This window comes from Embleya sp. NPDC008237 (genome assembly GCF_042956465.1).
Lineage (GTDB): Bacteria > Actinomycetota > Actinomycetes > Streptomycetales > Streptomycetaceae > Embleya.
The window spans coordinates 362109-386217 of the sequence record NZ_JBIBGL010000006.1; the positions used below are offsets into that span (position 1 = coordinate 362109).

13 protein-coding genes are annotated in these 24109 nt (G+C 72.8%); 6 read left to right on the forward strand and 7 right to left on the reverse strand.

The window, feature by feature from the left end:
• Nucleotides 1-5: 5 nt before the first annotated feature.
• Nucleotides 6-6791 (forward strand): SDR family NAD(P)-dependent oxidoreductase, encoded by a 6786-nt coding sequence (locus ACFZBU_RS18380; RefSeq protein WP_391584632.1) that lies wholly within the window; start codon nt 6-8, stop codon nt 6789-6791.
• A gap of 5 nt (nt 6792-6796) precedes the next feature.
• Nucleotides 6797-10927 (forward strand): beta-ketoacyl synthase N-terminal-like domain-containing protein, encoded by a 4131-nt coding sequence (locus tag ACFZBU_RS18385; RefSeq protein ID WP_391584633.1) that lies wholly within the window; start codon nt 6797-6799, stop codon nt 10925-10927.
• A gap of 280 nt (nt 10928-11207) precedes the next feature.
• On the opposite strand, the gene ACFZBU_RS18390 is transcribed toward ACFZBU_RS18385, so the two are convergent.
• The gene (locus tag ACFZBU_RS18390) at nt 11208-11870 is read right to left on the reverse strand and encodes a TetR/AcrR family transcriptional regulator (protein ID WP_391584634.1); all 663 of its coding nucleotides are present in this window, start codon (nt 11868-11870) and stop codon (nt 11208-11210) included.
• Between the two features lie 221 nt (nt 11871-12091).
• Between ACFZBU_RS18390 and ACFZBU_RS18395 the strand changes: the two genes are divergently transcribed.
• On the forward strand, nt 12092-13261 hold the full coding sequence (locus ACFZBU_RS18395) for a phosphatidylglycerol lysyltransferase domain-containing protein (RefSeq protein ID WP_391584635.1): 1170 nt from the start codon (nt 12092-12094) through the stop codon (nt 13259-13261).
• Nucleotides 13262-13392: 131 nt separating this feature from the next.
• Here ACFZBU_RS18395 and ACFZBU_RS18400 read toward each other — a convergent pair whose 3' ends face one another.
• The 3 genes from ACFZBU_RS18400 to ACFZBU_RS18410 all read right to left on the reverse strand — a co-directional run bounded on the left by ACFZBU_RS18400 (nt 13393) and on the right by ACFZBU_RS18410 (nt 16348).
• The gene (locus tag ACFZBU_RS18400) at nt 13393-14205 is read right to left on the reverse strand and encodes an ABC transporter permease subunit (protein ID WP_391584636.1); all 813 of its coding nucleotides are present in this window, start codon (nt 14203-14205) and stop codon (nt 13393-13395) included.
• Between the two features lie 7 nt (nt 14206-14212).
• Nucleotides 14213-15184, reverse strand: a complete 972-nt coding sequence (locus ACFZBU_RS18405) for an ATP-binding cassette domain-containing protein (RefSeq protein ID WP_391584637.1) — start codon at nt 15182-15184, stop codon at nt 14213-14215.
• 228 nt (nt 15185-15412) lie between these two features.
• Nucleotides 15413-16348 carry a DUF1838 family protein gene (locus tag ACFZBU_RS18410; RefSeq protein ID WP_391584638.1) on the reverse strand — a complete coding sequence of 312 codons (936 nt, stop codon included), beginning with the start codon at nt 16346-16348 and terminating at the stop codon, nt 15413-15415.
• Nucleotides 16349-16769: 421 nt separating this feature from the next.
• Here ACFZBU_RS18410 and ACFZBU_RS18415 point away from each other — a divergent pair, with 421 nt between their 5' ends.
• A complete protein-coding gene (locus ACFZBU_RS18415) occupies nt 16770-17243 on the forward strand; it encodes a carboxymuconolactone decarboxylase family protein (protein ID WP_391584639.1) in 474 nt (157 codons plus the stop codon).
• 211 nt (nt 17244-17454) lie between these two features.
• A complete protein-coding gene (locus tag ACFZBU_RS18420; RefSeq protein ID WP_391584640.1) occupies nt 17455-18378 on the forward strand; it encodes an RNA polymerase sigma-70 factor in 924 nt (307 codons plus the stop codon).
• A gap of 304 nt (nt 18379-18682) precedes the next feature.
• Here ACFZBU_RS18420 and ACFZBU_RS18425 read toward each other — a convergent pair whose 3' ends face one another.
• From ACFZBU_RS18425 to ACFZBU_RS18435, 3 genes are read right to left on the reverse strand one after another with little or no spacing between them, the layout of a single operon-like run.
• A complete protein-coding gene (locus ACFZBU_RS18425; RefSeq protein ID WP_391584641.1) occupies nt 18683-19609 on the reverse strand; it encodes a nitrilase-related carbon-nitrogen hydrolase in 927 nt (308 codons plus the stop codon).
• Nucleotides 19597-20931, reverse strand: a complete 1335-nt coding sequence (gene egtA / locus ACFZBU_RS18430; protein ID WP_391584642.1) for an ergothioneine biosynthesis glutamate--cysteine ligase EgtA — start codon at nt 20929-20931, stop codon at nt 19597-19599. Before egtA ends, ACFZBU_RS18425 begins: the two co-directional genes overlap by 13 nt.
• A 27-nt stretch (nt 20932-20958) precedes the next feature.
• Nucleotides 20959-22185: an argininosuccinate synthase-related protein gene (locus ACFZBU_RS18435; RefSeq protein ID WP_391584643.1), complete on the reverse strand. Its 1227-nt coding sequence runs from the start codon at nt 22183-22185 to the stop codon at nt 20959-20961.
• A gap of 493 nt (nt 22186-22678) precedes the next feature.
• Between ACFZBU_RS18435 and ACFZBU_RS18440 the strand changes: the two genes are divergently transcribed.
• Nucleotides 22679-24103: a N,N-dimethylformamidase beta subunit family domain-containing protein gene (locus tag ACFZBU_RS18440; protein WP_391584644.1), complete on the forward strand. Its 1425-nt coding sequence runs from the start codon at nt 22679-22681 to the stop codon at nt 24101-24103.
• The last annotated feature ends 6 nt before the right edge of the window (nt 24104-24109 follow it).

The following is a 24109-nucleotide window of genomic DNA, read 5'->3' on the forward strand; positions in this document are numbered from 1 at the left end:
GTCCCGTGCCCGAGAGTTCCCGTCCCTCCCAACCACCCATCGCCGTGGTCGGGCTGAGCACCCTGCTGCCCGGCTCCTCGGACGTCGCCGGGTTCTGGCGCGACGTGGTCCACGCCCGTGACCTCATCCGCGACGTGCCGGACACCCACTGGCTCGTGAGCGATCACTATTCGAGCGACCCCACCGCCCCCGACAAGACCTACGGCAAGCGCGGCGCGTTCATGTCGCCGGTGGCCTTCGACCCCCTGGCCTTCGGCACCCCACCGTCCACGATCGACGCCACCGACACGGCGCAACTGCTGAGCCTGGTCGCGGCCGAACGTGTCCTCCAGGACGCCTGCGGCGACGAGGGCCCGTCCGAGACGATGCGAGAACGCACCGGCATCATCCTGGGAGCCAGCCCCACCGAGCTGGCCTTTCGCATGTCCTTCCGGTCCCAGCGGCCGACCTGGCGCCGGGTCATGCTCGCTCGCGGCGTGGCCGAGGCCAAGGCCGACGAGCTGTGCGATGCCATCGCGGCCTCGTATCCGGTGTGGAAGGAAAGCTCCTTCCCCGGCATGCTCACCAACGTCATCGCCGGACGCGTCGCGCGCCACTTCGACCTGCACGGCAGCAACTACACCACCGACGCGGCCTGCGCCAGCTCGCTGTCCGCGATGAGCGCCGCCATCGACGAACTCACGCTCGGCCGCGCCGACATGATGATCACCGGTGGCGTGGACCCGCTGTGCGACGCCTTCGGGTTCACCTGCTTCAGCAAGACCCCGGCGCTGTCCCCGTCGGGCGAGTGCCGGCCCTTCTCCGCCGACGCCGACGGCACCCTCCTGGGCGAGGCCGTGGCCATGGTCATGCTCAAGCGCCTGGCCGACGCCGAGCGCGACGGCGACCGCATCTACGCGGTGATCCGCGGCGTGGGCACCTCCTCCGACGGGCGCGGATCATCGATCTACGCCCCCGCCGTCGCCGGTCAGGTCCGCGCGCTGCGCCGGGCCTACGCCAGCGCGGGCTACAACCCCGCGACGGTGGAACTGATCGAGGCGCACGGCACCGGCACCAAGGCCGGCGACACCGCCGAAGTGACGGCTCTGCAAGAGGTGTTCGGCACCGGCGACCCGGCCGACATCGCACGCTGCGCGCTCGGATCGGTGAAGTCGCAGATCGGCCACACCCGCACGGCCGCGGGCGCGGTCGGGCTGGCCAAGGCCGCCCTGGCACTGCACCACAAGATCCTGCCGCCCACGCTCAAGGCCGACCGCACCGATCCCGCCCTGGAACTGGAGAAGGGCCCCTTCTACCTGAGCACCCGGACCCGACCCTGGATCCGGGGTACCGACCATCCGCGCCGGGCCTCGGTCTCCAGCTTCGGGTTCGGCGGGACCAACTTCCACGTCACGCTCGAAGAGCACCGGGCCGCCGAACCCGCCGCGGCGGGCGAGTCGTACACCCGCAGCGCGCCGAGCGAACTGATCCTGCTGAGCGCCGATTCCGGCCCCGCGCTGGTCACGGCGCTGGACGCGCTGACCGCCGACACCGCGCCGCCGGCCGACCTGGCACGCCGTACCCAGCTCGCCTTCGACGCCGCCGCGGCACACCGGCTGTGCCTGGTCGTCCGCGACGAGGAGGACCTCCGGGCCCAGGCGAGCGACATCCGCCGCCGGATCTCGGCCGAACCGCAGACCGCGTTCCATACGCCCGCCGGCGTGCGCTACGCCTGCGGTCCCGTCCCGACCGACAAGATCGCGTTGTTGTTCCCGGGACAGGGCAGCCAGTACCCCGACATGGGGATGGACGTCGTGCTGCACCAGCCGCGCGCGCTCGCCGTGTGGGACCGGCTGGCCGGCTTCGAGATCGACGGACGCCCCCTGCACCGCCTCGTCTTCCCGCCGCCGGCGATGGACAAGGCGGGCGAACGCGCGCAGGCCGAGCGGCTCAAGGCCACCGAGTACGCGCAACCGGCTCTGGCCGCCCACGCGTTGATGATCCGGGAGATCCTGGGCGCGGTCGGTTTCGAGCCCGACTGCGTGGCGGGCCACAGCTTCGGCGAACTCGCCGCCCTGCACGCGGCCGGCGTCTACGGCGACGACACCCTGATGGCGCTGGCCCGCGCTCGCGGCGAGCTCCTGCGCGACGCGAGCAAGGTGTCGGGCGCGATGCTCGCGGTCACCGCCTCCGCGAAGGAAGCGGACGACCTGGTCCGCGGCATCCGCCGGGCCTGGGTCGCGAACTACAACTCCCCGACGCAGCACGTCGTCTCGGGCGCGGAATCCGCCATCGTCAAGGTGGAGAAGCGGGCCCGGGAGCAACAGCTCGCGACGCAACGGCTCGCCGTCTCCTGTGCCTTCCACAGCCCGCTGTTGCAGTCCGCGACCACCGGGTGGCGGCCCACCCTGGAACAGTACGAGTTCGCCGCGCCGCGCCTGCCCGTCTACGGCAACGCCGACGCCAAGCCGTATCCCGGCACGGCGGCCGAGATCCGCACCGTGCTGCACGACCACGTCACCTCCCCCGTGCGGTTCGCCGAAACGATCCTGGCCATGCACGAGGACGGCGTGCGCACGTTCGTCGAGGCCGGACCGGGAACGGTACTCACCGGCCTGGTCGGCAGGATCCTCGCGGACCGGCCGCACGTCGCGCTGAGCGCGGACCAGACCCGGGGATCCGGACTCGCCGCACTGCACCGCGTCCTGGGCGCACTGGCCGTCGCCGGCCGTCCCCTGGACTTCGCCCCGCTGTGGGCCTCGTTCACCTCGAGCACTCCCTCGCCATCGCTGACAAGGACGGGTATGACCATCCCTATCTCCGGTCCCAACCCCGAAGTGGGCCACCGCGAGAGCACCCCCGCCGCGCCCGTCGTACCCGAGCCGAGCGCCGGTTACCGGCCGGCCGAGCCGGTGACGACTGCGGCCCTGTCGGTCGCCGCGCGCCCGATGCCCCCGGCGCCGCTCGCCGTCACCCAGGCGGCACCGCCCGCCCGGATCCAGGCCGCGCCGCCCGCGGCGGCTCCGGCCGGCGCCGTGGCCCAGTTCGCCGCACCGGCACCGGCACCGGCACCGGCGCCCGCACCGGCGCCCGTTCCCGTCCAGGCGCCCCTTCCGGTACAGGCGGCCCATCCCGTGCAGGCCCATCCCGTGCAGGCGACCTACCCCATGCAGGCGGACCACCACGTGCAGGCGACCTACCCCGTACAGCCGGCCCACCCCGTGCAGGCGACCCCCGCCGTACCGGTGCGCACCCACGACGCACCGGTCGCGGAACCGACGGCGCACGACGTCACCTCGTCCGGATCCACGTGGTCGCCGGTGACCGCGTCCGGTGCCTGGCTGCACGCCTTCCTCGAAGTCCAGCGCCAGGCGGGCGACGCGCACAGCGCCTACCAGAGCACCACCTCGGCCAGCCACGCCTCCTACCTGGACCTGGCCAAGACCTCGCTCGACGCGCTGATGGCCTGGCGGCCCGGAGCCGAGCCGCGCGCCGCCGCCGCGCCCGCCCCGGTCCAGCCGGCCGCACCCGTCGAGATGGCCGCCCCGCTCGCGCCGAGCCCGCTCGCGTTGGAGAGCCAGCCGCGCACCACCCGGGAGATCAGCCCCGCGCCGCCCACGGTGACGCAGTACCCGCCGACCCCGGTCACCCAGGCCCGGCCGCCGGTGCCTTCGGCACAGGTCGCCCCGGCCCCGATCCGGCCCGTGGCGCAGCAGAGCCTGGTCCAGGCCCCGCCGCCGGCGATCGCGCAGATCCCGGCCCCGGCCCCGGCACCCGCCCTCGCCGCCGCCCCCGCTCCGGCTCCGGCTCCGGTTCCCGCTCCCGTTCCGGCTCCGGCTCCGGCTCCGGTCCAGGAGAGCGGCGCGGATGTGGCGTTGGCGATCGTGGCCGAGTTGACCGGTTACCCGGTGGAGATGCTCACGCCGGAGATGGACTTGGAGGTCGACCTCGGGGTCGACTCGATCAAGCGGGTGCAGATCCTGACCCGGTTGCGGGACCACTTCCCGGGTGAGGCCAACGTGGACCCGGCCGACCTGGCCCGGTTGCGCACGATCGCCGCGATCGCCGAGAAGATCACCTCGCTGCGCGGCGCCGACGGCGCCACGCCGCAGGCCGGCCCCGAGCCCCGCACGCAGGCCCTCGCGCCGGCCCCGGTCGAGGAGAGCGGCGCGGATGTGGCGTTGGCGATCGTGGCCGAGTTGACCGGTTACCCGGTGGAGATGCTCACGCCGGAGATGGACTTGGAGGTCGACCTCGGGGTCGACTCGATCAAGCGGGTGCAGATCCTGACCCGGTTGCGGGACCACTTCCCGGGTGAGGCCAACGTGGACCCGGCCGACCTGGCCCGGTTGCGCACGATCGCCGCGATCGCCGAGAAGATCACCTCGCTGCGCAGCCCGCAGAGCGCCCCCGCGCAACCCCAGGCCCCCGCGGTCGCTCCCGCCGCGCCGCCCGCCCGGGCACAGGAGCAGATCCCCGCGCAGGCCAAGCACGAAGTGCCGCAGTTCACGGTGCTGCGCACCGGCACCACCCTGGTCCCCGCCGAGGCCGCTGCCGGCGCCCCGCTCAAGGGCCTGCGCGAACAACCCCTGCTGATCACCGACGACGGCACCGGCGTCGCCGAATGCCTGGCGGAAACGCTGCGCCGGGAAGGCATCAAAGCCTCCGTCACGGACCGGGTGACCGAGGACTGCACCGCCGTGATCGCACTCGCCGGTCTGCGTGAGATCGACGCCGAGCAGGACCCGGACGCCCCCACCCGCGAGGTCTTCACGATCCTGCACACCATCGCCGAGGCCATGGACCGCCGAGGCGGCGTCCTGGTCGTCGTCCAGGACACCGGCGGCGCCTTCGGCACCTCCGGCATTCGTGGACGCGAGGGCTGCGCGGGTATCGCCGCGCTCGCCCGCACCGCCGCGAACGAGTGGGCGCACGCCTCGATCAAGACGATCGACATCGACCGGGCCGCGCGCGCCCCGCAGGACATCGCCCAGGCCATCGCCACCGAACTCCTGCACGGCGACGACGTCACCGACGTCGCACTGGCGGCCGACGGCTCGCGCGCGCTGCTGCGCGGCAGCACCGAGCCGGTCGGCGCACCGCAGCCGCTCGACCTCGGGCCGGACCCCGTGGTCGTGGTCACCGGCGGGGCCCGCGGCATCACCGCGTCCTGCCTGCTCGCCCTGGCCCGCGCCCACCGGCCCAAGTTCCTGCTCCTGGGTCGGACCCGTCCGGTCGACGAGGACGACGAACTGCGCGGCGCCGCGGACGAGGCCGCCATCCGGCAGATCCTGGGCAGCCGCCGCGACGAGCGCACCGGCGCCACCCCGACGCTGGCCGAACTAGCCCTCGCCTCCGGCCGGGTGCTCGCCTCCCGCGAGATCCGCGGCACCCTGGACCAGCTGGCCGTCGCCGGAGCGGAGACCCGATACGTCACCGCCGACGCGACCGACCGCGAGCGGGTCGCCGAGGCGCTGGCCGAGGTACGTCGGGACTGGGGTCCGATCACCGGAATCATCCACGCCGCCGGCGTCATCGCCGACAGCAACATCTCGGCCAAGACCCAGGCCCAGTTCACCGCCGTCTACGACACGAAGGTGCGCGGATTCCGCACCCTGCTCGACCTGACCGCCGCCGACCCGGTGCGCCTGGTGTGCGCCTTCTCCTCGGTCAGCGCGCGACTGGGGACCGCCGGGCAGTGCGACTACGCCGCGGCCAACCAGGCGATGGAGCAGATCACCGCCACCGAGGCGGCGCACCGCCCGGGGAGCATGGTCAAGGCCGTGGCCTGGGGCCCCTGGGCCGCCGGCATGGTTTCCCCCGCGCACGCCGAGCACTTCCGTCGACTCGGTGTCCCGCTCCTCGAAGAGGCCGCCGGAGTCAAGGCGTTCATGACCGAACTCGAGCAGCCCGGTCCGGCCTGCGTCTCGCTCGCCGCCGGCACCGCCGCCGAGGCGACGGATCACCCGAGCGTCACCGACATCGTCGTCGGCGCCGACACCCACCCCTACCTGGTCGACCACAGCATCGCGGGACGCCCCGTGGTGCCCGTGGCGCTGGTCCTCGAATGGTTCGTGCGGGCCGCGCGTACCGCCCTGCCCGACAGCGGTTCCGTGCTGGTGCGCGACCTGCGCGTGCTGCGCACCATCGCCCTGGACAAGTTCGGTACGGAGGAGACCCGGCTGCGGGTGCACGTGCGCACCGACGCCGGCAACGCCGACGCCCCGCTGCGCCTGGAACTCAAGAACCCCGATGGTGCCCTGCACTACGCGGCCCTCGCGGGTCCGGGCGAGGTCGAAGGGTTGACCGCCCCGGCGGCGGAGCCGGTCGACGAGAACTTCGAGGTGCACCCCGGCAGCGCCGTCTACGACGGAGCCATGCTCTTCCACGGGCCGCTGTTCCACTCCATCCACACGATCAACGGGCTGAGTTCCACCGGGGCCACCTGCGACCTCGTCGGGGTACGGCAGCGCGGCTGGGCGCACGACACCTGGCAGACCGACCCGCTCGTGATGGACGGCGCGCTCCAGTCCGCCTGCCTGTGGGTACTGTCCTCGGCCAGCGTGCAGTCGTTGCCGATGGGCATTCGCGAAGTACGCGTGTTGTCGACCGGAGCCGTGGACGGGCCCGTCAAGTGCATCGTGCGCAGTGTCGTACAGGGCCCGGACAACGCGGTCTGCGACATCTGGCTCACCACCGGACAGAACGGCGCGGAGCGGATCCTGGCCGTGCTCGCCGGCGTGGAGATGGTCTACCGCCCGGACCTGTCCAGCTCGAACCGGGCCGCCGCGCTGATCTCGACGGACGCGTGAGGGGCATGAACTTCCCCGCCATCGCCATCGTGGGACGCGGTTGCGTCCTGCCCGGAGCGCACAATCCCGCCGAGCTGTGGGACACCGTCGTCTCCGGCGCGGTACGACTGACCCCGTTCTCCATCGGGCGCCCGACGGCGGGGCCCGAGTGGAGCGGGGCCGACCCCGCGAGCACCGTGTTCGGCCACGTCACCGGGTTCGAAGAGCGCTTCGACCCGTACGGCCTGGCCATCGACGCCGAGCGGATCAAGGGCCTCGACCCGACCGTGCGCTGGGTCGTGCACGCGACCCGGCAGGCGCTCGCCGAGGTCGACCGCCTCGGCCTGCACCGACGCACCGGCCTGGTCCTGGGCAACATCTCCTGCCCGACCACGTCGATGGTCGCCTACGCCGAGGACGTCTGGTTGCGCTCCCAGCCGGCCGAGGTCCGGGCCGAGTGGCCCCGGCACGACCGGCACGAGCCGATCCCGATGAGCCGATTCTGCTTCGGGCTCCCGGCGCAACTCGTCGCCCAGGCCTTCGAACTGCGCGCCGGCGCGGTGGTCCTGGAGGCGGCCTGCGCGTCGGCGCTGTACGCGATCGAACTCGCCTGCCGGAAGCTGCACTTCCGGCAGGCGGACCTGATGGTCGCCGGCGCGCTCAACGGCGGCGCGCCCGAGATCATCAGCCACGGCATGGGTCGACTGGGCGCTTTGAGCCCCAGTGCCCGCTCCCGGCCCTTCCACCGGGAGGCCGACGGCCTGGTCCCCGCCGAGGGGACCGCGATGGTCGCCCTGATGCGGCTGGAGGATGCCCTGGCCGCGGACGTGCCCGTGCTGGGGGTGATCCGCGGCATCGGGGCCACCAACGACGGCGGCCGGGGCGGCATGCTCGTCCCGGACGGGGGTCAGCAACAACGCGCGATGAGCCTGGCCTACCAGGCCGCGGGCATCGACCCCGGGACGGTGTCCCTGCTGGAATGCCACGCCACCGGCACCGCGGTCGGGGACACCGTGGAACTGGGCTGTGCGGCCCGGATCTTCGCCGAACGCAGGGACCTGCCGATCGGTTCGGTCAAGGGCAACCTGGGCCATCCGCTCACCGCCGCGTCGGGCGCCGCCCTGCTCAAGGTGCTGGGCGCGATGGAACACGGCACCCTGCCGCCGACCGTGGGGGCCGACGAGGCCAACGAGGCCATGCGCGGCACACCGTTGCGGCCACTGGCCCGGCCGGAGGAATGGCAGGGGCTCCGGCGCGCCGCGGTCAGCGGATTCGGCTTCGGCGGGGTCAACGCCCATCTGGTCGTGGACGCCTGGAACACCGCCGACCGGGCCTCCACCTCCTTCCCCGGCGGGGCCGTGCCCGGCCCCGCCGGGCGCCGCCGGCACCAGGTGGCGATCGTCGGCCTCGGCGCGCGCGTCGGCGACGGCGACACCACCGGCGACTTCGTCGAGGCCCTGCTGGAAGGCGAGCCCAGACTGCGGCCGCCGCGTACGGTCGAACTGCGAGTGGACGGCCTGCGCATGCCGCCCAACGACATGCTCCAGACCTCCGGCGAACACCTGTTGGTGCTGGAGGCCGCCCGCGACGCCGCCCGCGCGGTGACCCTGCCGGACGAGCGCACCATGGTGCTCGTGGGCGTCGGCAGCGCGACCGTGCACGCCGAGTTCTCCGTCTGGCACAACCGCACCACCCTGGAGGCCCGCCGGTCGGCGGCGGCCGAAGCGTCCTCCGAGGACCGCGTCGCCGACCCGTTGAACTGCCCGCCGTGGTCCCTCGGGGGCCTGGGCAACATCGCCGCCAACCGGATCAGCGCGCAGCTTCGGCTGACCGACGCCAGCGTCGCGGTCTGTGCGGAGGAGGCTTCCGGTATCCGTGCGCTCGACCTCGCGGTCGACGCGATCGGCAGCGGAGCCGCCGACGCGGCGCTCGTGGGCGCGGTCGACCTCGCCTCCACGGTGGTGCACCGAGCGGTCGTCCGCGACCTCGGACTCCCCGGAGCCGAGGGCAACGCGGCCGTGGTGCTGGCGCTCAAGCGGCTCGACCACGCCCGCCGGGACGGCGACCCCGTCCTCGCGGTGATCGACCCGCAGCCCGACGACCCGGCCGCCGACGCGACACGGGCCGCCGTCGACCTGGTGGTCGGCGACCTCGATCCGTCTCCCGCCCCGGCGGAGCGGCCGGCCCGGCTGGATCCCTCCGGCCTGTTCGGTCGCCCGCACTGCGCCGCCGGCCTTCTCGGCGTCGCGTGCGCGACCGTGGCCCTCTACCACCGCACCGTGCCGACCGTGGGCGCCCCGGCGCTCGCACAGCCGGAGTTGGCCCGGGCGAAGGTGACCGTCTCCCCGCTCGGGGCGCCGCCTGCCGAACTGTTCCTGACCGCGGGGGACACGGCTCCGGCCGCGACGGGCCACGCGACCCTGGGGCACCGGGCCGCCGGACAGGCGCCCGCCCGGCTGTTGTCCAGCATCGCCTTCTTCGACCTCCGCACCGTGCTTCGGCTCCAGGAGGCGCGACCGGCGCGGGAACTCGTGGCCCTGCCCGCGGCCCGCCCGGTGCCGGCGGTCGAGATCGGCGTACCCGCGCCGGCAACGGCCCGGGCTCCGCTCCCGGCGCCGGTCCCGGTCGACGCGTCGGTTTCGGTGGACGCCTCGGGCTCGGTCGAGGAGACGCTGGTGCCCACCGCGCTCAGTGCGCACCAGCGGGCCGTCGGCAGGTCGCATGTGCAGTTCATGAACACCCGGCACGAGAACCACCTGCTGTTCCTGGAGGTGCAGCGGCAGGCGACTCGGGCACTGCTCGACGTCGCCGGCGTGTTCCAACAGCCGCATCACCCGCAGGCGCACACACTCGTACCGGACTCGGCAGGACCGGGGGCACCGGGAGCACCGGCCGCCCCGATCCTGCCCGGCGGGCCGGTCGGTCCGCTCACCCCGGCCCCGGCGGTCGAGCCGGTCGCCGAGGTCGCCGCCGCTCCGATTCCGGCGCCGCAACCCGGCCCGGCCGAGCGCGAGTTCGTGGTCAGTCCCGATGGCGATCCGTGGGTGCTGGACCACTGCCCCACCTGGACGTTGCCGGTGTTGCCGATGATGTGCACGGTGGACCACCTGTTCCGGGCGGCGAGCACGTACACCGGTCTCCGGGCAACCGGCCTGCGGGAGTTGCGCCTCCAGCGCTGGATCCCGGTGGTCGGCCCCACGCGTCTGCTCACCCGGGTCGAGCCGTTGCCCGATCGGGGCCGGGACGTGCACGTCAGCCTGCTGATGTGGCGGCCGGCCCGGAACGAGGCACTGTCCCGGTTCGAACTCGTCGCCGAGGCGACGATCACGTTCGAACAGCCCGACACACCGGCTCCGCTGCCGCCGCTCACCGATGCTCGGCGGGCCGACCTGCCGTATCTCACCAACCGCCTGCCGCACGGCCCGGCCTTCCGGTACCTCACCGAGGTCGGCTACGGCAGCGCCGGCGCGGTCGGCATCCTGGACGCGCAACGGGGTTCGGTACCCGGTACCTTCACCCACCCCGGGCTGCTCGACGCGGCGACGCACATCATCGCCGATCGGGTGTTCTGGTTGCCCTACCCGCAGGTCGGGCCCAACGTGGTCCCCTATCCGCACGGCCTGGTCCGCATGGACCTCTTCGCCCCGTTCCCCACGGAGGGGCAACTGCGGGTGGAGGCCCGTCCGGCCGGATCGGAGGGCGACCTCCTCTTCGTCGACTTCCAGGTCCTGGCGGGGGACCGGCTGTGTGCCGCGTTCCGCAACGTCAGCATGGTGTCTCCGCCGAGTGTGCTGGAACTGCAATCCGGCGCCGATCGGCGGGCCTTCCTCCTGGAGCGCCGACCCGCGCCGAAGATGAGCCTGTCCCAGGTCGTCGGGGGTACCAGCCGGCTGGACCGCGCGGTCCTGGAACAGGCCGACTGGCCCACCGGCGGGCTGGCCTACGTCTACGGTCTGCCGGCCGGGGCGCCGGCCCGACTGCACGCGGAGGAGGTCGCGATGCGCGAGCACGTGGCCCGGGCGCACGGCGAACACCCCGCCCGGGTCGTGGTGGACGTGGAGAACCGGATCGCCTGGCTGTCCGACCAGCCGGACACCAGGCACCATCTCCTGGTGCACTCGGACGCCGAGGCGGTCACGGTCGAGAATCGGCCGTAGCCGGCCCGCGAACGCGATCGACGTCGTATCGGTGGGCGGGACTCCTCAGGGGGTCCCGCCCACCGGCGTACGGTCGGCCGGCCCTGTGTCGGCCCGAGCGATTCGGATGCCTGCGCGGGCACTTCGGATGCCGACGGCGGCGGCACGGCGCCGCGTCGGGGTACCGGGAACAACGGCCTCCGAGCGGCCGAGCGACCGTCCTTCACGCGAGGGCAGGGGAGTTCGGATCCGACGCCCCGTGCGGGGCGTCGGATCCGAGTGCCCGGCCGTCTCGCCCGCATCACCCCGGCGGCGGAGTGGGGGCCTGGTAGATGCTCGCGAGCCAGATCCCGAGCAGCGTGTCGACGACGCGATCCTCGGCCAGGGCGGGTCGTTCGGCGGCGAACGTCGCGTGCAGCACGCGCTCGGTCATCGCGGTGAGCGCGATCGCCAGGTCGCGTGCGGGCAGCCCGTCGGGCGCGGCGCCCCGGTCGCGTTCGGAGTCGATCGCGTGGGCCGCCTGCCGTACCCACGTCTCCGTCACCCGGGCCCACAACTCGCGCACCTCGGGATTGCCGCCACGCGCCTGGGCCGCGGCCAGGGTCACCGCGCGGTGCGCTCGGAACGTGGCGAGGAACGCGTCGATCACCGTGCGCCAGTGGGCCGTTCGGTCCGCGGGCGGGCCGGTGGGGGGAGCCGAGGAGGCGGCGTCGGCCTCGGCGACGACCCGGTCGATCAGGGTCAGCAGGACCGCCTCCTTGGAGGCGAAGTAGAAGTAGAACGTGGGCCGGGAGATGCCCGCGCCGCGGGCCAGGTCGTCGACGGAGATCTCGCCCAGGCTCCGCTCGCCGAGCAGCCGCTCGGCGGTGGCCAGGATCGCCTGCTCCCGATCGTCGCCCGAGGGGCGCGACTCGCGCCGCCCCCGACGCGGACGGCCGGTGTCCTTCGCGAACGTCTCGGTCACCCCCGAACCCTACCGTCGTCGCACGAACCCGACACGACGCCGACCGGCCCGGCCGGCCGTCGACGCACTCGACGCATCCGTCGAACCACCACCGCCCGCCGGGCGCGACGCACACGGCACGGATCGAGTGAAACTCCCGGCGATTTCCGGGCGAGGGCGTGTCAGCACGTCCGGACGGCTCGTTTGTCCTTGCGACATGACCGTCTCAGCTTAGGGAAGCCATGACCTTCGGCACAGAAGAGCCGTCTTCCGTCCGGATCGACGGGCGCCGCGGAAAGGGTACGGGCAGCGACGGCCGCGACGACGTGCTGCCGACGCAGGGCGGCGCGACCGGCGAGAGCCGCCCCGGGGCCACCACCGGTCGCGCGGGGGCGGCGACGGAGGCCGCCGTCCCGATGTCGGGCGAACAGGATCCGATCGGGATGTTGCGCGCCTACGCCGACCACCCGAGCGCGTTCCTGGCGGTCAACGCCCGGACCCGGCACTACTACGGCAGCGGCGTGCGCGGACTCGTCGCGTTTCTGCCGGGGGAGCGTCACCACCTCCAGTTCGCCGGTCCCTTCGCGGCGCCCGCGGACCGAGGGCCGCTGCTCGACGAGTACCTACACGCGCTGGACCGCGGTCCCGGCCGGCGGAAGGCACTGACCGCGGTCCAGCTGCGTTCGCACGACGTCCCGCTCTACGCCGACCGCGGTTTCGCGGTCAACCAGCTCGGTGTCTCCTACGGCATCGACCTGTCCCGCTTCACGCTGCGCGGCAAACCCCTGGCCAAGGTCCGCCAGAACGTCTCCCGGGCCCGGCGGGAAGGCGTCACCGTCACCGAGGTGGCGGACGAGGACCTGCCGGATCGACACACCCTGGATCGCATCGACCGGCAGTGGTTGCGCGACAAGGGACGCCTCGTGCGGCAACTGTCGTTCATGGTCGGCGAACACGGCGGCATCGGCCGGACGCTGCGCCGTACGTTCCTGGCCCGACACCGCGGGGAGATCGTCGCCTACATCACCTACGCACCGGCCTGGGGAAGCCGGCCGGGGTGGTTGTGCGACCTGTCGCGACGCTGCCCACAGGCCCCTGTCGGCACCCACGAACTGATCACCCTCACGGCGTTGGGCCGCTTCACCGAGGAGGGCGCGGGCTGGCTCCACCTCGGACTCGCCCCCTTCGTCGGGCTGGCGGACGAGCACGAACAGCCCTGCGCCTCCGCACTGCTCGGGTGGGCGATCCGGCAGGGGGCCAAGCGCGGGCGCGAGCTCTACCCGGCGAGGACGCAGGAGGCCTTCAAGCTCAAGTGGGCCCCGCACGTGTGCGAACCGGAGTACGTGGCCTTCCAGGACCGGGTCCGCGTGGCAGCGGTATGGCGCCTCCTGCGGGCCACCCGAGTGTTGTGATCGGCCGGCCGTGCGGCACGTTCGCCGTATCGGGGCGGCCCGGGGTCCCGGGCGACGAGGTACTCGCACACCGGCGCGGCGGGCGGGCCGCGGGTGCGGCGGCCCGCCCGTACGCCGCGTCGCCGGCGGGGTCAGGCGTCACGCTTCTCCAGCAGCAGCGCGCCCAGGAGCAGCAGGACCAGGGTCTCGGCGACGAAGACCGCGAAGCCCGTCCACGGTTGCAGCATCTTGTCCGCGGCTCGGACCGACATGACCTGTCCGCCGGCGTTGGCGGGCATCAGCTTGGCGATCCAGTCGCCGGTCCTGCCGGGGATCAGGCCCACCACGCCGCCGACCACGAAGATCAGCGCGATGCCCAGGGTGATGGCGCCGGCGGTGTGCCGCAGCAGGACGCCGAGCGCCATGCCGAACAGGCCCAGGACGGCCAGATACAGCCCCGTGCCGATCAACGACCGGAGTACGCCGGGTTCGCCGAGGCCGACACCGACGTGCTTGGCGTCGAGCATCAGATCGGCCAGGAAGTAGCAGCAGAACCCGGTCACCGCCCCGACCACGAACAGGACGAGGGCCAGTACCAGGGCCTTGGCGGCGAGCATCGAGGCGCGCCAGGGCACCGCGGTCAGACTGGTCCGGATCATGCCGGTCGAGTACTCGGCCGTCATCGACAGCACCCCGAGCACCAGGGCGGCGATCTGGCCGAAGGCGACGCCCACGGTGAGCAGGTCGGGAGCGTCGTTCTTCCGCCCCTCGGCCACGTCCTTGGCCACGTCGCCCGCCGCCAGGGCGGCGATGCCCCAGCTGATCAGGACGCTCACCGCGAACAGGGCGAGCAGGGTCCACAGGGTCGAGCGTACGGTTTTGATCTTGGCCCATTCGGAGTCCAGGATCCGGGCGAAGGTCAGCCGCGGGGCGTGCGCGAAAGAGGTGGGCGCGGTCGTCGTCATGGCGGCCTCATCCGATCCGGTCGGCGGTGGTCGGCGGACCCCAGCCCGGGACCGCCACGGCGGGCTCCGAGGGCGTGCCGCCGGTGTGGTATTCGACGCTGTCGGCGGTGAGCCGCATGAACGCCTCCTCGAGCGAGGCCTCGACCTTCGCCAGCTCGTGCAGGAACACCCCGTTGTGCCCGGCGAGGTCGCCGACCCGATCGGTACTCACGTCCTGGATCAGCAGCGCGCCCGCCGGGTCCCGGTTCACCCGCCAGCCCGCGTCCGCCGCGAGTTCGGCGAGCCGGTCCGCCTGCGGCGAGCGCACCTTCACGTGGCTGATCGAGTTCTCCGCGATGAACTGTGCCACGCCCGTGTCGGCGAGGATTCTTCCGCGGCCGATGACCAGCAGGTGGTCGGCGGTGACGGCCATCTCGTTCATCAGGTGCGAGGAGACGAAGACGGTGCGGCCCTCGCCGGCGAGTCGCTTCATCAGGTTCCGGATCCACAGGATCCCCTCGGGGTCGAGCCCGTTCACGGGCTCGTCGAAGAGCAACACCCGGGGGTCGCCGAGCAGTGCGCCGGCGATGCCCAGGCGCTGACCCATGCCCAGGGAGAAACCGCCCGAGCGCTTCCCGGCGACCGAGGCGAGGCCGACCGTGTCCAGGACCTCGTCCACCCGGGAGAGGGGAATGCCGTTCGACTTGGCCAGCACCACCAGGTGGTCCCGCGCGGTTCGGCCGCCGTGCAGGGCCTTGGCGTCGATGAGCGCTCCGACCTCCAGCATCGGTGCGGCCAGGTCCCGGTAGGCCCGACCGTCCACCGTCACCCGGCCGGCGCTGGGCCGGTCCAGGCCCAGGATCATCCGCATGGTGGTGGACTTGCCCGCGCCGTTGGGGCCGAGGAACCCGGTGACCCGACCGGGGTGAACCTCGAAGCTGATGTCGTCGACAGCCGTCTTCGCGCCGTACCTCTTGGTGAGGCCTTCCGCAACAATCATGGATATATGCCGCCTTCTCCTCGGGCGGTCTTCATGATGGCCCGGGTCGAAGGAGTCCGCACCCGTACCGGAGGAGACGGGTGAACGTGTCGGTGTCGGACCCGCGCGTGCCCGGCCGGCGTCTCGTGGGTGTTCGAGGCGCGCGGACGACGCTGCGCCCCGGCGCCGGACCGGTACGCGCACGCGCGCCGAGCACCCCGGTACGGGTGTGGGGAGCGGGTGGGCGGCTCAGTGGGTCGTGTCGCGCCATTCGCGCCAGGTGAGGCCGCGGGGGGCCAGTTCGCCGGCGTGGAACGCGGTCCAGGTGGTGGTGTTGGGTCCGGTGCCCGGGGCTTCGGGGGCGCTCGTGTACAGCGGATGGTGGGTGCGTACGAGGTCGGCCAGCCACGGTTCGAGCGCGTCGAAGCCGTCCAGCGTCCAGGCGCGTGCGTGGTAGACGAGGTTGCCCGGCGTCTCGCTCTCCGCGATGCCCATCGCCGGCACGTACGGGCAGATCCGGCTCCAGCAGTTGGTGACGGGCAGGGCTCCCTTCGGGGCGTCGGCACCGGAGTGGGCGCGGGCGTCGTCCTCGTGCACGAGGAAGTCGAACAACTCCCATGACGTGTAGGTCGAGTTCGCGAGGCCGAAGTCGTCGTCGATGCCGTAGCGGTCGGCGAGGCGGTATACGGGAGGCACGTCCAGGGTCCACACCAGGTTGCGCCGGACTCGCTGCGGGGCCACGGAGCCGGCCAACGGCACCTCGGCGGGTCCGAACAGCGCGTACAGGGCGCCCGCACGGATGCGATACGACAGCTGCACGCGGTCGTTGGCGATCGGCGGCAGGGGACGGGTGTGGCCGTCCAGCGGATTCGTCCACTCGGTCAGGACGGTGCCGTCCTTCGGGTCGGTGTAGAAGACGATTTCGCGGGAGACCATGTGCAGGTCTTCGGTGCCCGGCGGGTTGATCAGCCGGCGGATGTTGTAGCCCTCGACACCGAACAGCACGCCACCGTGCGGGAAGACCTTGCCGTGCACGTCGCCGGGTACGTGGTTGTGCACCTTTCCGCTGATGCGGTAGAGCATGTCGTGGCCGTCGGGGCGGCCGAGCAGCCGTACGAAGAGCCGGGCGTTCGCGTCGTCGAGCGATGCGATCAGGGCCTCGGGCGATGTCTTGCCGGAATCCATCCGCGGTGTCCGTCCGTTCGTCTCGATATGTCCACCCACATCGGTTCGTCGGCCGAACTCCGGTCCTGGCCGCCCCGGGGTCCGGTCCGCCGCACTCCCGGCAGCCTACGCCGGCGAACCACAGCGGCCCGGGGGCGACCGGTGGGCCGCCGGCGTCTTCGCCGACCCCGAACCGGGGCGGCGGCTGCCTCGGTCGACCGAGACCGGGCTCGACGGGTTGCTCCGCCTCGGTGCGCTCGTACAGCCGAGCAGGATCGCCGGACCCTGGCCGACCGCGTGATCCGGGAAGTACGCGTCCCGGCACAGCTCTCCGGGCCCGGTGCTGGGGTGGGAGATGTGGGTCACATCGGTCCGTGTCACAGGGGGTTCGGCTGCCTCGTCTCAGGGGGTGTAGCCATCGACGACCACGAGGGAGCACATCATGGACGCGCGACTGAACTTCTTCGGCGGCGCCACCGACAGCAAGGTCTTCAAGTACCTCATGTCGGCGGGCAAGGCCATCAAGGACTCGCCGCTGCCGGCCGCGACGCAGGAACTGGTGGCACTGAGGGTGAGTCAGATCAACGGCTGCGCCGTCTGCATCGACATGCACACCAAGGACGCCGGCGCGGCCGGCGAGAGTGCGGTACGGCTGAACCTGGTGGCGGCGTGGCGGGAGGCGACGGTGTTCACCGAGGCCGAGCGGGCCGCACTGGAACTGGCGGAGCAGGGGACCCGGGTCGCGGACGGGGCCGGCGGGGTCCACGACGAGGTGTGGGCGGGTGCCGCCAAGCACTACGACGAGGAGCAGCTGACCGCCCTGGTGATCCTGGTTTCCTTCATGAACATGGTGAACCGGCTGAACGTCATCACCCGGCAGCCGGCCGGCGACTACGAGGTCGGGCAGTTCCACTGACCGTCACCCGCGTGGGCAACGAGCCCGGGATCGGGCGCGGATCACCGAGCTCGGGGGCGCTAGGGTCTGTCTTCGATCCCGCGTCTCGGAGCCCGACGCGGGATCGAAGACGGACCCCAAGGTGAACCGCCGGCGGACCGGCCGAGAACGACAACCCGCCCGCGTCGGCGCGTACGACCGGGCGAGAGGGCTGCGGGGAAGGGAAGTCGGCGTGAGCAAGGTCGAGGACTTCGAGGAGCTGCGGCCGCTGCTGTTCTCGATCGCCTACCGGATCCTGGGCAGCGTGAGCGAGGCCGAGGACGCGGTGCAGGAGACGTGGCTGCGCTTCGACGGTTCGCCGACGCGGCCCACCTCGACCAAGGCGTTCCTGTCGGCCGTGGTGACCCGGATCTCGATCGACGTGTTGCGCTCGGCCCGCGTCCGGCGCGAGGAATACGCCGGGCCGTGGTTTCCCGAGCCGCTGCTGAACGATCCGTATCAGGATCCGGCACGGTCGGTGGAGTTGGCCGACTCGGTGTCGATGGCGGCGCTCCTGCTGCTGGAGCGGCTCAGTCCGCTGGAGCGGGCGGTGTTCGTGCTGCGGGAGGTGTTCGCCTTCGGGTTCGAGGACGTCGCCGCGGCGGTGGGGCGTTCGGAGTCGGCATGCCGCCAGCTGCTGGTGCGGGCGCGGCGGCACATGCAGGCCGGGCGGCCGCGGTTCGAAGCGGACCGTCGGGAGCGGCAGGAACTGGCGACCCGGTTCTTCGACGCGCTGAAGAACGGCGACGTGGACGGGCTCCGGAATCTGTTGGCCGCCGACGTGCAGTTGGTCGGGGACGGCGGTGGCAGGGCCCCGCAGCTGGCCAGGGCGGTCCTGGGCGCGGAGAACGTGGCCCGGCTGCTGGGCAAGGTCTTCCCGTGGCTGCTCCGGATCGAGGTGACCCTGGAGCCGCACGAGATCAACGACCGCCCCGGCGCGATCCTGCGCGATCGGGACGGCAGGATCCTGCAGACCCTGGTCCTCGAAGTGCTCGACGGGCGGGTCCAGAGCATCCACGGGGTGAGCAACCCCGACAAGCTCGGCCATCTCGGGCCGGTCGGCGACGCCTGGGCCGTCGACCGCGAACTGAGGCAGGCCCGCCGACGAATGCGCTGACCGCCCGGACTGCGGCGCAAGTGGTGTACGGGCGCAGGCGGGTTGGTCGATCGACAGCCTCGAAGCCGGTCGAATCGGCGGGGGACCGGGTGCGATTGCCCCCGTTCACCCGGTCCCGACCGAGTCGTCCCGCGATCGGGCGGCGGGCATGGGCGCCCGCACTCGGCGGCGTTGCCGACCGGCAAGGCCGTCGATCGCCCTGTGCGGGCAACCGACGCGGCCGGGGCGGCGTCGAAGGCGACCCCGGTTTCCTTGGGGCCGCCGGTCGCCGTCGTGGGTCACCGCCCACGTGCCCGGCCGCCGGCTACGGCGGAGGGCCCACGCCGGGCTTGGGGCGGTCGTCGACGACGAGGGTGAAGACGTCGGGGCGGGCGTAGTGGCCGGTCGTGTCCAGGTCGAAGCGGGCGCGCGCGAGGTCGTCCAGATCGAGTTCGGCGGTGAGGATGCCCTCGCCGCCGCGCAGCGGGCCGGCGAGCACCTCGCCGAGCGGCGACACGATCACGCTGCCGCCGTCGATCAGGACCGTGTCCGGATCCTCGCCCTGCACGGGGTGGACGTCGGACGGCAGGTCGGCCCGGACCAGGTACTGGTTGGCGCACAGAACGAAGCAGCGTCCCTCCACCGCGATGTGACGCATCGTCACCTGCCAGCTCTCGCGGTCGTCGACGGAGGGCGCACACCAGAGGTCGACGCCCTTGGCGTACATCGCGGTGCGGAACAGCGGCATGTAGTTCTCCCAGCAGATGGCAGCCGCCACCCGCCCGTTGCCGGTGTCGATCACCGGCATCGTCGAGCCGTCGCCCATGCCCCAGATCAGCCGCTCCCCCGCGGTCGGCATCAGTTTGCGGTGCTTGCCGAGGAATCCGCCGGGCCCGAGGAACAACGCGACGCAGTAGAGCGTGCCGCCGCAGCGCTCGATCGCGCCGACCACGAGATGGATGCCCAGGTCCTGGGCGAGCGCGGCCAGGGCGTCGGTCTCGGGGCCGGGGACGGTGACGGCCGATTCGAAGTAGCGGCGGAACTCCTCGCGGCCGGGGGTGGTTCGGGCGCCGACCGTGACGCCGAACGTCAGGCCCTTGGGGTAGCCGCCGAGGTATGCCTCCGGGAGCACGACGACGCGCGCGCCGCGCTGGGCCGCCTCGGCGATGACGTCGTGTGCCTTGGCCAGGGTGCGGGGGGTGTCGAACAGGTACCCGCCGATCTGGGCGACGGCGGCGGTCACGCCGGCCATGTCGGTGCTCCTTCCGGACGGGGCGTGTGCCGGGCGCGGGCCGGTTCGCTCGCGTCGAGCAGATCATCGGCCGGGCATCGGCCCCGGGCGACGTAGCGGTCGGCGAACTCGTCGACCAGGTGGCGCAGTTCCGGAGCGCCCAGGCGGCCGAGCGCGGCCGAGGCGGCGATGAGGCAGGACTGCGCGGCGTGTCGGAGGGGCCGGTCGGCCATTCCCCGGCGTGCGGCGCGCCGCCACAGTCCGTTGCGCGGCGGGGGTCCCGGAGGGGCGTCGAGCAGGGCGAGTGCGCGCTCGGCGGCCCGGCCGGCCACCGGGTCCTCGAAGAGCGCGGCCACCACCGCGAGCGGCACGAGCCAGCCGTCGTCGCCGGGTTGGGCGTCGATCATGCGCAGTTCCAGGTATCCCTGGGGACGTACGGGAGGAAACAGCGTGCCGAGGTGGTACTCGAAGTCCTCCAGCGTCGGCGGGCGGCCGACCGTGTCCCGGCCCGCGTCCTCGATCCACCGGCGGAACGTGAGGTCCACGGGCATGACCCACGGGTCCTCGTCGTGGGCGCGCACGCACATCACGGAGGCGTCGAGGGCGTAGCGCGCCCATGCGTCGCGCAGATCCGTGCCGGGGCCCGGGAGCGGCGCGAGGGTGCGGCCGGGATCCAGCCGGGCCCAGATGGCCTGGCGCGTGGATCGCCAGCCCGTGGGGCGCCCCTCGAACATCGGGGAGTTGGCGAAGGCGGCGACCAGCACCGGTCCGAGCAGGTGCGCCAGGCGCCACCGCCGGCGCCGGCCGAACGGGCCGGGGTCCTCGGTGCCGGCGTCCACGCACACCTGTACCGAGGCCGAGGCGCCCATCATGAACCGGCCCCAGGGGTGGCAACGGTCGAACAGGCGCTCCATGGCGGTGTAGCGCGGCAGGTGCACCAGGGTGCGGGCGGGCTCGCGCCAGGGATCGACGCCGTACCCGGCCGTGCGATAGCCGACCGACGCCAGTGCGGCGCGTACCGTTCGCAGGTCCTCGCGCACATTCCGTACACACGCGGTCAGCGAGTCGGCGGGCTGCGAGCTGAGCTCCACCTGGCCGCCGGGCTCACGGCTGACGGCCGTGCCCAGCGGCAGCCTCAGCCCGGGGGCGCACGCTTCGAGCGCCCCCGCCAGGCGGGCCTCGTCGACGGGCAGCGCGGGATCGCGGTGGTCCTGGACGAGCCATTCCAATTCGACCCCGACCAGCCGCGGTGGGCCGCTGCGCAGGCATGCGGAGCGCGCGTGACGGAGGCAGGCGGCCACGTCGACGGGGGCATGCGCGGGGGAAACGGTCGTGTGCACCATGGGCGGGTCCCTCCGATCGGCGGCGGCTCAAACCCCGCTGTACGCGGCGCCTCGAGTACACGTGTAGCCGCACGTGTACGCACTGCTCTCGGCCCGGATCGACTCCTTCTCCCACGCTTCGCGATCGCGCACGTAGGTGGGGCGACCCGCGTGCACGCCACGGGTGTCGGCCGCACCGACGCGCAGCGCCCACTCGACGGAACCGGTCGTGTGCTCCGCGCAGGAGTCCATGAACGACTGCACCGCGCCCCGCAGTTCACCGAACCAGCGGCCCTCCAGCGCTTCCCGCACCCACAGTTGCTCCAGGTGCATCTTCTCGCGGATGGTCTCCGCCGCCAGGGTCGCCGACTCCACCTGCCGATAGGAGCGCAACAGCAGGCAGGCGGCGGGCATCTCGCGGATCTCCAGGACCTTCTCGCCGTCGTCGAGGTGCTCGAGACCGGCATAGCGGCCGATGCCGAAGGCACCGACCCGACGATTGAGCGCGGCGATCAACTCCACCATCGGCATCTCGACGCCGTCGACCGACCGGGGCACCCCGTGGACGAATCCGATCTCGATGCGCTCGTTGTCGCCCGTGTCGCGGATCGCGCTCCACCGGTACATGTGCTCGGGCACGCAGTGCTCTTCGGGGTCGTCCAGGATTCCCGACTCGAACTCGCGACACCACAGGTTGGAGTCGCCGCTGACCACGCGATCGCTCAATTCGTCCAGGCCGATTTCCTTGAGTTCGCGGATCTTTCGCTCCCGATCGACCGGTTCCAGGTCGTACGGGCTGCCGTACCACCCGTCGAAGCCGAGCAGGGCGAGCGCCCCGTTGAGCCGGCGCAGCGTGTTCTGCGAGCGGTTGGCCGTGTGCAGCACCGCACAGGCACCCAACTCGCGGGCCGTCCGCACGGCCAGTCGCGCGATCAGCGGGCGACTGAGCGTGGAACTGACCGGGTGGGTGTCCAGGTACACGGCCTGCGCGGTGATCGCGGGACGCACGAACTCCTCGGCGAATGCCTGCCGTCCGTCGAGAATGTGCAGCCGTACCCCGAGGCGGTCGGCGATGGCCTGCTTCGCCGCGCTGCTCTCGTCCTCGCCCAGGTCGATGCTGACGGCGTGGATCTCGCGAAAGCCGCCGTAGCGGAGCCGGTACAGCAGGTAACTGCTGTCCAGTCCGCCGCTGAAGAGGGTGACCACGGGTCGGTCCGAGCCGAGCCGGTCGGTGGTGATCTGCTCGAAGGAGCGAATGAGCTGTGCAGGGCGCATGAGATTCCCTCCTCGTCCGCACACCTCGGCACGACCACGGCAGGCGCGCGGCAAAGGGCTGGGGGATACGTCGAACGACGCCTGGAAAGCGTAACAACGCCCGATGGGATCGGCCATCCGATCGGTTGTGGAAACGATGATCGTGTGCGGCGCGTTCCCGACGGAGGTGCGCGGCCTGCGGACGACCGGGGTCGAGGCGGTGCGTACGGCCGGCCGCGCGGGGCGGCGGACGCGGGTTCGGGCGCGCTTCGGGCCGTGGCTCGCCCGGCAACTCCTCGGTGGCGCAGCCCGGTTCGTTTCCGGAGACGACAGGCGACGACAGGCGACGGCAGGGCGCGTGCGGTCGGCACACCCCGTACTCCCACCGGGACGGCCGCCCGGTGGCCGGATTCCGCGCTCGGCATGGCGTGGGGCACGCGGATCCTGATAGGCAGCCCTGGTCACCCGGCCGGCCCGGGCCGGCCGTCGTTCGAGCGCCCTGCGGAGCCGCCTGATGCCCGATCCGCACCACGACACCGCCTCCGGGACGGCTTCACCGGCCGTCGACGGCTATCCGGCCCGGCCGGGCGTCCGCGCCGGCGACACCCTGCGCCTGCACGTGTCCACCCGCGCCCGTCGCTTCCGGGTGGACGTGTATCGATGCGGTGTCACGCTGCGTCACATGGCCGCCCTGGAGGCGGACGGCAGCCATGCGCCCGCCCGCCGGCACGACGAGGACTGGGACTGGCCCGGCCACGACTTCCCGGTGCCCGCGGACTGGCCCACCGGGGTGTACCTGGCCATCCTGCGCGCGGACGCCGACGGGCCGCCGAAGCCGGCCCCGAACAGCGCCGAGGCGGCGGACGCACGCGCGGGGCGGATGTTGTTCGTGGTCACGCCCCGCGTGCCCGCCGCACGCATCCTCTACAAGGTGCCGATCTTCACCTACCACGCCTACAACGAGAGCGGCGGCGGCTGCCTGTACCGCTCGATCCACCACCGGGCGACGCCGCCGCCCGGCGGCACCAGGATCGTCGACCTGCGCCGCCCCGGGGGCGGCATCGGCGGGCCGGTCAAGGGCCGGCCGGACGCCCACGACCCGCGCACCCCGCGCCAGACGTTCGCGCACTGGGACGCGCCCTTCATCGCATGGCTGGAGGCGAACGGCCACACGATCGACTACTGCACCGACCTCGACCTGCACACCACGCCGGAAATCCTGCACGGATACCGGCTGTTGCTCTCCGCCGGACACGACGAGTACTGGAGCGCCCGCACCCGCCGACACGTCACCGCCTTCCGCGACCGCGGCGGCAACATCGCCGTCTTCGGCGCGAACACCTGCTGGTGGCGCGTCACGGTCGCCGAGGACGGCACGGCCCTGGCGTGCACCAAGTTCCCACCCGGCGCCGTGCTCGGCGCGGATCTCGACGGGCTCCGCGGTGCCCCCGACCACTGGTGGGAAAGCGAACCGGAGAACAGCCTGATCGGCGTCAGCTACCGCAACGGCGGCGGCCACTGGCTCGGTCCGCGAGCGCCGCTGGGCTTCACCGTGCAACACGCCCACCACCCGCTCTTCGCCGGCACCGGGCTGCGTGACGGCGACCTGCTCGGCGTGGAACACGCCCTGGTGGGCTACGAATGCGACGGCGCCGCGCTGCGCCGCGACGCGCGGGGAACGGCCGTGGCCACCGGTGAGGACGGCACCCCGGTCGACTTCACGATCCTGGGTGTCGCCGAACTCCCCACGGACCCGGCCGCCGGCTGGCACCACGCCGTGCGGGAGGACGGCGGCGGTGGCGTGCGGGCGGCGACCCTGGGCATGTACACCCGCGGCGGCACGGTCTTCACCGCCGCCACGGTCGACTGGCCACGCGTGCTTCCGCTGGATCGGCAGGTGCGCGTCGTCACCGAGAACGTGATCAGGATGTTGTCCTGAAACACG